A 7642-nucleotide genomic window follows, 5' to 3' on the forward strand; every position below is an offset into this window, starting at 1 on the left:
ACAGGTGGGTCAATTTTATTCCGGCGCTGGTGGGTCAAATGAATTCCGGCGTTGACATGATACGACGTCTCGCCTTGACCGACGGCTGCCTGCCAGGACAGATGGAACTCCCGGAATGCTGAAATGTGATCCCGCATCGATGGATCCAACCTGGCCGTACCTTCATCCTCCCGGCCGTGGAAATATCGCACGATCTTGTACGCGTTGAGCGTGCTCTGATCGTATCGGAACGAGTCATCCCGAAGCCCGAGACGAACAGCAAGATCACGATTCATGTACATACATGAGCAGAAAGCTTTGGCGACTGTTGATCGCCCCCTCTTCCAGGATGGTTGAATATATCTGATCACCGGTATTCAACAGATCGACAAAATGTCGCATATCGGCATCCATTTTGTAAGAAACATAAGACTTGTATTTTTCCTTGACGGCATATTGCCATCCGGCGAAGATGACGACCCCGGCGAAGGCGATCAAGACCGCAATTTGGCCAAGCTTCGTTCCGAACACTCTATTCCGAAGACTCAAATGATCCCCTCTTTTTCTTCTCATTACAACATTTTATTGGGGCTTTGCCAATTGGAATGAAGGTCCTGCATCCAGCGCCTTCCACTTTTCCAAGGTGTGTTATGGTTTGGAAGACGGCAATGATTTTGCAAAAAAGCTTTCCGGAGTTAAAATTTAGAAAGTGGAGATTCATCAAACGAGGGGAATTTACGTTGTACAAGAAATTACTTGCATGGTTTGTCGCAGTGCTCTTCACCCTTAGCATCGCCGCCACCGTGTCCGCGGCCGGCACGGTACAGCTTTACGCAGAGGGACGGCAGATCGGGACGGAGCATCCGCCGCAAATCAAGAACGATCGGCTGTTCGTTCCGGTCAGCGTCGTGTCCGACGCGCTTCATGTGCCCGTTTCCCGGGACAACCGGACAAAGCAGGCTTTGGGCGAAACAATGGCGTTCCGCATTTTTTCGACGGCATATGAGGACGAGGCCCTATATTTGGTTATTATGGATGGATCGGGGGAACAGCCGTGAAGCAATTGTACAATCTTGGTTTATTGTTGTTGTTGATCTTCATCCTCGCGATCTTCGCGGTCCGTTCGGATTCCGGCTTCCGACAATCGTTCGAATGGGCGACGACCTATGTGCTTCCGTGGCTGATTTTCGTTGTCGCCGTCGATTACCTTTATCGAAAGCGGAAATAAGCGGGACAGATGCCCGCGGGACGAGTGAAAGATGAGGATTGACTGCCGGATTCAGGCATGTTAAAATGATCCAAAATTAACCATGAACATGAGAACGGAAGCACCGTTCGCATCAGGCTGCAAGCCTGTGCGGGCGGTGTTTTTTCGTTTGCGTACGAAAGGAGCCGCGGCATGGTACCGATCTATCTTTGCGTTGCGGCGCGGGAAGCGGAATATGTGAGCCGCCTGGCCGACTATGTCCGGCAATCGCCGTACGGCCGCGAATGGCGGGTGACCGGCTTCACGACGGAAGATGCGCTGCACCAATATGTGAAGGCGGGGTATCCCGCTGATTTGCTGCTCGTTGCGCCGGAGTTCGCGGGAGCTGCCGGCGGGCTGCGGCCCGGCGTGCCGATTGCGCTGCTGGTCAAGCGGAGCGGCGAAGCCGGCGCTGATGCCGGCCTGCCGGAAGTCATGCAATATCAACCGATGCCGAACCTGCTCCGGCAGCTTGCAGCGATTCGCGCCGAGCACGGGGTGCCGCGTTCCACGGATGCCGGGAACGGACGCGGGACGCTGGTTGCGGCGGTCTATTCGCCGTCAGGCGGAAGCGGCGTCACGTCGACGGCGCTCTGCATGGCGCATCTGGCGGCCAGGTCGGGCGTGAACGCCTTCTATCTCGACCTGGACCCGTTCGGCGGCGCGGCCCCCGGCAAGGCGGACACGGAGGGCGGGCTGCCGGAGATGCTGTACGCTCTGCAGGCAAGGCCGGCGGAAGCGGCAGGTTTGTTTGAACGGCTGCGGACGCACGATGCGCACCTGGGCATCGACCGGTTTCCCGGCGGCTGTCCGCCGGAAGAGAAAATGGCCTTGAGCGCCGATGCTGCGGGCAGGCTGATCCGGACCGCAGCGGCTTGCCCGGACTATGGCGCGGTCTTCGTCGACCTCGGCTCCGCGCCGACCGAGGCGCATCTCGAGATCTTTCTGCAGTCCGCCGCGATATTCTGGCTTGTGCCGGATCATGCGGCCGGTCTGCTCAAGGCCGAAGCGGCGCTCGGGTTTTTCCGGCGCCGCTATCCGGACCGGTTCGCGGAAGCGGAGCCGCGCATCCGCTTTGTCGCGGCCCGCGCGGGCCAGACCGGCGTGTCCCGCGCGGCGGCAGGACTGCGCTTTGCCGGCCGGCTGCCGGAGGTGCCGCAGCTGCACGGCGCGGGCCGGCCGGAAGAGGCGGCCAGGTCGCCCGTGCTGCTGGGCGCATGTCTGGGGCTCCTCGGCGCGGCGGGATGGAAACCGGAAGGGGGAATGCCGGATGATCGGGGACCGCGAGGTGCGCATGCTGCGGGAACGGGTCCGAAGCAGGATCAATATGCATGAGGAGTTGAGCGATGATCGGCTGACGAACATCATCGAATCGGTCGTCTTCGAATGGGCCAGGGACAAACCGCTCACCGCCGCGGACAAGCATCAGGCGGTCAGAAGGCTGTTCCACGCCTTCCGCGGGCTCGACCTGCTGCAGCCGCTCATGGATGACCCGACCGTGACGGAAATCATGATCAACGGACATGAGCACATCTTCATCGAACGGAGCGGCCGCATCATGCGATACCCGGGCGCGTTCGAGAGCCGCGAGCGGCTGGAAGAGCTGATCCAGACGATCGTCGGCAGCGTCAACCGCGCGGTGAACGAGACGAATCCGATTGTCGACGCGCGGCTCATGGACGGCTCGCGGGTTCACGTCGTGCTGCCGCCGGTGTCGATCCGCGGGCCGACGGTCACGATCCGCAAGTTTCCGGAGCGGCCGATGCTGATGGACGATCTCATCGCCCGCGGGTCGCTGACGGAAGAAGCGGCGGACTGGCTGTCCCGGCTTGTCCGCGCGAAGTACAACGTGTTCGTCTGCGGCGGCACCGGGACGGGGAAGACGACGTTTCTGAACGCGCTCGCCCATTGCATACCGGCCGACGAGCGGATCGTCACGATCGAGGATTCCGCTGAACTGCAAATCTCCGGCATTCCGAACCTCGTCTCGCTCGAGACGCGCAACGCCAATCCGGAGGGCCGCGGCGAGATTCCGATCCGCGCGCTGGTGAAAGCTTCGCTCCGCATGCGGCCCGACCGGATCATCGTCGGCGAAGTGCGCGGCGGCGAAGCCCTGGACATGCTTCAGGCGATGAACACCGGTCATGACGGCTCGATGTCGACTGGGCATGGCAACAGCCCGCGCGACATGCTTTCCAGGCTGGAGTCGATGGTGCTGTCCCAGGCGGATCTGCCGCTGGCGGTCGTCCGCAATCAGATCGCGTCGGGCATTGACCTGCTCATCCATCTGACCCGGCTGGTCGACGGAAGACGGTGCGTATCGGAGATCGTGGAAATGGCCGGCATAAGAGGCGGAGAATACGAGCTGAATGTGCTCTTTACCCGCGGTCTCGGCGATGCGGAAGACCGGCGCGATGGGAAACGGAATGAAGCGGGAGAACTTCGCCGGACGGGGAACCCGCTGATCCGCGCCCGCAAGCTGCGGCTGGCCGGCATCGCCGACCCGTCCCGCGGCGCATCTCCGCCGGAAGCAGCGGAGCAGCAAGCCGGAGATGCGGCGCCGGAGGAGGCGGGTCAATATGCGTGATGCCGCCCGGGTAATGAGCGCTGCGGCAGCGCGGGAACGGAAACGATCCCATGCAGGCGGACGAAAGACCGGGGGACGGCCGGCCTCGGCCGTCAGGCTTGCGGGTTGGCGGCGGAAGGCCGTTGCGGCAGCCGGAATGGCGGCAGCCGGACTTGCCGCTGGGCTGTACTACCAGTCGCTGTGGGCAGGCCTGCTGTTCGCGCCGCTCGGCCTGTACGCGCCGTCCATGACCGAGCGGGAACTGGAGAACCGGCGACGACGCAGGCTGAGAGAGCAATTCAAAGAGGCGCTGCATTGCCTGGTCACATCGCTGTCGGCCGGACGCTCCCTCGAGAATGCGTTTTTGGCGGTGCCGGATGAGCTGAACATTCTCTATCCGGACCCGAGGACCGCGATCCGCCGTGAATTTGAGTTGATCCGGATCGGCATCGTCAACGGGGCGCGCCTGGAAGACGAGCTCCGCCGATTCGCGGATCGTGCCGGGCTCGGGGAAGCCGCGCGGCTCGCCGAAGTCATCGCCGTCGCGAAGCGCTCGGGCGGAGACATGGCGGCCATCGTCCGCAGCTCCGCCCAGCTGCTCGGGGAGAAGATGGAGGTCGAGCGGGAGATTGCGGTCATGACCGCCGGCAAGCGTTTCGAGTCCCGATTGATGATGGGGGCGCCGTTCGCTTTCGTCATGCTGCTTGCCGCCATGGCGCCGGATTACATGGCGCCGCTCTACGGCAGCGCCGCCGGGTATGCGATTCTGACCGTCGGGCTGGCGGCGCTGGCGGGATGCGCATGGCTCATCCGCAAATTCATGTCGATTGACGTGTGACGGAGGTGACGGACAATGCGGGTTTTGGCGCTGCTCATCGCCGGCTGCTGGCTGATCATGACGGCGATTCCGCTGCTCCCGGCGCTGCGGGAGGCGCGTGCTGCCGGGCGCAAGAAGCGGGATTGGAAGGACTTGCTCCTCGCCGAACCGGTCGAGCGGCTGATCCTGGAGCGGGTGAGCCGGCTGGCCGCGGTCCAATCGCTGCTGGCCGCCGTACATGCCGACCTGCAGCGGATCAGCGGCCGGGCGCCCACGTTCGCGGAATCACGCCGTTATCTGTCGCGCGCGGTTGGAACGGGATTAGCGGCGGCCGGTCTGACCGCTTGCATTGCGCTTGTATCCGGCGCGACGGACGTGCTGCCGGTCGGGTTGGTGGTTGCGGTGCTCCTGCCGGTATCGAACATCCGGTCGCTCAGGCGGCAGGTCGAGGAGCAGCGCCGCACCGTGCTGCGGGAACTTCCCGAACTGCTCTCCGTGCTCATGCTGCTCGTCGGCGCCGGCGAGTCGCTGCAGAACGCGCTGCTTCGCTGCGCCAGGGAAGGGGAAGACGGACATCCGTTGTACCGGGAACTGAAGCGGGCGATGTACGCGATTCAGAACGGCGAATCGTTCCAGCTCGCGATGGACGGGTTCGCGCGGCGGGTCGGCGTCCAGGAAGCGTCCGTCCTGACGTCGGCGCTGCTGCTTCAATACCGGAAAGGCGGTTCCGATTTCATTCACGCCCTGCGGGAACTGTCGTTCAACCTGTGGGAGAAGCGCAAAAGCATCGCAAGAACGAAAGGGGAAGAAGCGGTATCGAAGCTGTCGCTGCCGCTGGTGCTCATTTTCTTCGTGCTGATGGTGATCATCGGATCGCCGGCAATTTTGGGCTTCCAATAAATCTGTAATTTCAACGGGAGGAATGTCTGATGTTGATGTCGCTATGGAATCCGCTGCGCCGCGGTGCCGAGAAGTTGCTGCGCGACGAGGATGGAGCAGGCGTGGTCGAAATGATTATGATCATCGCCGTTGTCATCATCGTGGCGATTATTTTCAGGGATCAGTTGCTCTCCTTTGTAAAGAATTTGATGAACAAAGCGGAAACGACTTCCAATGATATGTTCAATTACAAAAAATAAACGGCCAATCCCGCTCGTTCGATCCGAATCCGGCAGCTTCACGGTCGAATCAACGGTCGTGTTCCCGGCCGTGTTCCTGGCCGTGCTGGCGCTGCTGTTCGGGGCGATGATCATCCACGAGCGGGTGCTGCTCTACCACTCGGCTTCCGCCGCGGCGGAGAGAGTTGCCTTCCGCTGGGACAACAGCCATCGCGACCCGGTCACCGGCGTTGCTCCGACCGGCAGCTATGATCCGTTGTATTGGCGGTTGACGGACGACAGAATGTTGCAGTCAATCTTCAACCTGGGCGGCGATGCGTCGGAAGACGCCGTGCTCGATTTGCCGGCGAACGGCGGGAGCGAAAGCCCGCGGGACGGTCTCATTACAACCAAGCTGCTGAACGGAGCGGGCCGCGTGCCGGAGAAGTACAACGGACAGGCGGCCTATCGCCGGCAGCTGGTGTTGAAGCGGGTGGCGGTGGAACTCGAGACGTTCGATATTCCGGCGGGAGCCGCACGGCTTACCGGAATAGCGGGTATCCGTGCGTCCGCTGCCGCGCCGGTGTCCGACCCGGTCGAACTGATCCGCACGGTTGATCTCGCTCGTTATTACGCGGATCGTTTCGGCATCGGCTCGGGCGGAGCGGAGCAGCGGGCGAAAGCGGGCGGCATTCTGCGGAAGCATGCTGACAAGGGGAGAGGAAGCGGATGAAACGCCGGCGGTTCAAAGGCGCGGCGCTGTGGAACAGCCGGGACGGCTCGGTCAACGTGTTTCTGATCGGCATAATGGCCGCCTTGTTCTTGTGCATGGCGGTGCTGATCGATTTTGCCCGCATCGCTGCCTTCGAACGGCTGGCGGAGTCTGCCGTCTATTCCGGCGTCCGGTCCGCATTGTCCGCGTATGACGGGACGCTGTACGAACGATACGGCCTGTTCGCGCGAGGCGGAACGGATAGCGGAGAAATTTTCAACCGTGTCGTGACGGCGGCCATGAAGCCGGAAAATACGGACCGCGGTTTGAAGCTGCTGCGGACGGACATGACTTCCGGCGAGGTGTCGCCGGGAGATACGCTGGGCCTTCACGCGGTACTCGAGCGGCAGATCCTCGAGGAAATGAAGTACAAGGCGCCGATTGATTTCACGCTTGAATTGGCGGAACGATTCCAAGTGATCTCTCCCGGCCTCAAGGAAGCCGCGCATGCGGCGGATACGATGAAGCGGCTGCAAGAGCTGTTCGACAGCCGCCAGCGCCATCTGGAGGAAGCGCTCCGGAACCAGAAAGAAGCGGCCGCGGCTGCGGCGTCCTCGGGCATGGCAGCCCTGATTCCGTACCCGTCAGGTTCGGGGGGAGGGAATACCGCCGCCGCTGCGGCAAGCGGATACGGCAATTACGTCGCATGGGTTCGGGCGGAAGCCGAGCGCAGGGCGAGGGAAGCCGAATGGCAGAGGCAGACCGAAGAATTGCTGAGGCAGTGGCAGGCCGCATGCGGAGGCGGAGCGAGCGGCACGGACAACGGATGCGCATCGCCTCCGGTCATTCCGCCGCCCGATCTCGGACCGAGCTACGCCGCCGAGATCGCGGCGTATGAACGGTCCGCAAGGGAAACGGCGGCCGGTCTGATGCAGGCGGCTCGTACGGCTGCGGACAAGCACGCCCGGGCGATCGCCGCCGCCCGGCAAGCCGTTGACGCCGCCGCGGCCGACAATGAGCGGATGGCTGACATGCTGCGGACGGCTGGGCAGAGCGGAGCCGGAAACCCGGCGGCCGCGGAAGACGGGACGGGACAGGCGGCCGGCGAAATTCGCTCCATTCTGGACGATGCGTCCCGGCTGGTGCTTGACGCGGACTGGTTCGAAGATTACCGGCGGGAACTGGCCGGACAGGATGCGGCTGCGGCCGGTCTGCAGCCGCAAGC

The 7642-nt window shown here is 62.7% G+C and carries 9 protein-coding genes and 1 pseudogene; 9 read left to right on the plus strand and 1 reads right to left on the minus strand.

All coding sequences use genetic code 11. The features are described from left to right. Nucleotides 1–264: 264 nt before the first annotated feature. Nucleotides 265–528, minus strand: a complete 264-nt coding sequence (locus KJQ12_RS17770) for a hypothetical protein (protein WP_213486584.1) — start codon at nt 526–528, stop codon at nt 265–267. Nucleotides 529–719: 191 nt separating this feature from the next. Here KJQ12_RS17770 and KJQ12_RS17775 point away from each other — a divergent pair, with 191 nt between their 5' ends. The 9 genes and pseudogenes from KJQ12_RS17775 to KJQ12_RS17815 form a co-directional block, all read left to right on the plus strand. Next, the gene (locus tag KJQ12_RS17775) at nt 720–1037 is read left to right on the plus strand and encodes a stalk domain-containing protein (RefSeq protein WP_213486585.1); all 318 of its coding nucleotides are present in this window, start codon (nt 720–722) and stop codon (nt 1035–1037) included. Continuing rightward, the gene (locus tag KJQ12_RS17780) at nt 1034–1207 is read left to right on the plus strand and encodes a hypothetical protein (RefSeq protein ID WP_213486586.1); all 174 of its coding nucleotides are present in this window, start codon (nt 1034–1036) and stop codon (nt 1205–1207) included. Before KJQ12_RS17775 ends, KJQ12_RS17780 begins: the two co-directional genes overlap by 4 nt. A gap of 171 nt (nt 1208–1378) precedes the next feature. After that, nucleotides 1379–2560: a CpaE/TadZ family protein gene (locus tag KJQ12_RS17785; protein ID WP_213486587.1), complete on the plus strand. Its 1182-nt coding sequence runs from the start codon at nt 1379–1381 to the stop codon at nt 2558–2560. After that, nucleotides 2496–3812 carry a TadA family conjugal transfer-associated ATPase gene (locus KJQ12_RS17790; RefSeq protein ID WP_244860674.1) on the plus strand — a complete coding sequence of 439 codons (1317 nt, stop codon included), beginning with the start codon at nt 2496–2498 and terminating at the stop codon, nt 3810–3812. Before KJQ12_RS17785 ends, KJQ12_RS17790 begins: the two co-directional genes overlap by 65 nt. Beyond that, on the plus strand, nt 3805–4629 hold the full coding sequence (locus tag KJQ12_RS17795) for a type II secretion system F family protein (protein ID WP_015253575.1): 825 nt from the start codon (nt 3805–3807) through the stop codon (nt 4627–4629). Before KJQ12_RS17790 ends, KJQ12_RS17795 begins: the two co-directional genes overlap by 8 nt. A 15-nt stretch (nt 4630–4644) precedes the next feature. Beyond that, complete coding sequence (locus KJQ12_RS17800; protein WP_213486588.1) at nt 4645–5508, plus strand: type II secretion system F family protein; 864 nt, start codon at nt 4645–4647, stop codon at nt 5506–5508. Between the two features lie 29 nt (nt 5509–5537). After that, a complete protein-coding gene (locus KJQ12_RS17805) occupies nt 5538–5747 on the plus strand; it encodes a Flp1 family type IVb pilin (protein ID WP_015253577.1) in 210 nt (69 codons plus the stop codon). A 58-nt stretch (nt 5748–5805) separates the two neighbouring features. Continuing rightward, nucleotides 5806–6438, plus strand: a complete 633-nt coding sequence (locus tag KJQ12_RS17810) for a pilus assembly protein (protein WP_213486589.1) — start codon at nt 5806–5808, stop codon at nt 6436–6438. Beyond that, nucleotides 6435–7642 (plus strand): annotated as a pseudogene (locus KJQ12_RS17815) (hypothetical protein); the annotation flags it as partial. The gene KJQ12_RS17810 and the pseudogene KJQ12_RS17815, both read left to right, overlap by 4 nt.

The organism is Thermobacillus xylanilyticus (assembly GCF_907165215.1).
GTDB classification, from domain to species: domain Bacteria; phylum Bacillota; class Bacilli; order Paenibacillales; family Paenibacillaceae; genus Thermobacillus; species Thermobacillus xylanilyticus.

Bases quoted from the DNA above. Each gene is read 5' to 3' on its own strand.
- KJQ12_RS17785 (WP_213486587.1), top strand. From the start codon at position 1,379: ATGGTACCGATCTATCTTTGCGTTGCGGCGCGGGAAGCGGAATATGTG.
- KJQ12_RS17800 (WP_213486588.1), top strand. From the start codon at position 4,645: ATGCGGGTTTTGGCGCTGCTCATCGCCGGCTGCTGGCTGATCATGACG.
- KJQ12_RS17795 (WP_015253575.1), top strand. From the start codon at position 3,805: ATGCGTGATGCCGCCCGGGTAATGAGCGCTGCGGCAGCGCGGGAACGG.
- KJQ12_RS17790 (WP_244860674.1), top strand. From the start codon at position 2,496: ATGATCGGGGACCGCGAGGTGCGCATGCTGCGGGAACGGGTCCGAAGC.
- KJQ12_RS17805 (WP_015253577.1), top strand. From the start codon at position 5,538: ATGTTGATGTCGCTATGGAATCCGCTGCGCCGCGGTGCCGAGAAGTTG.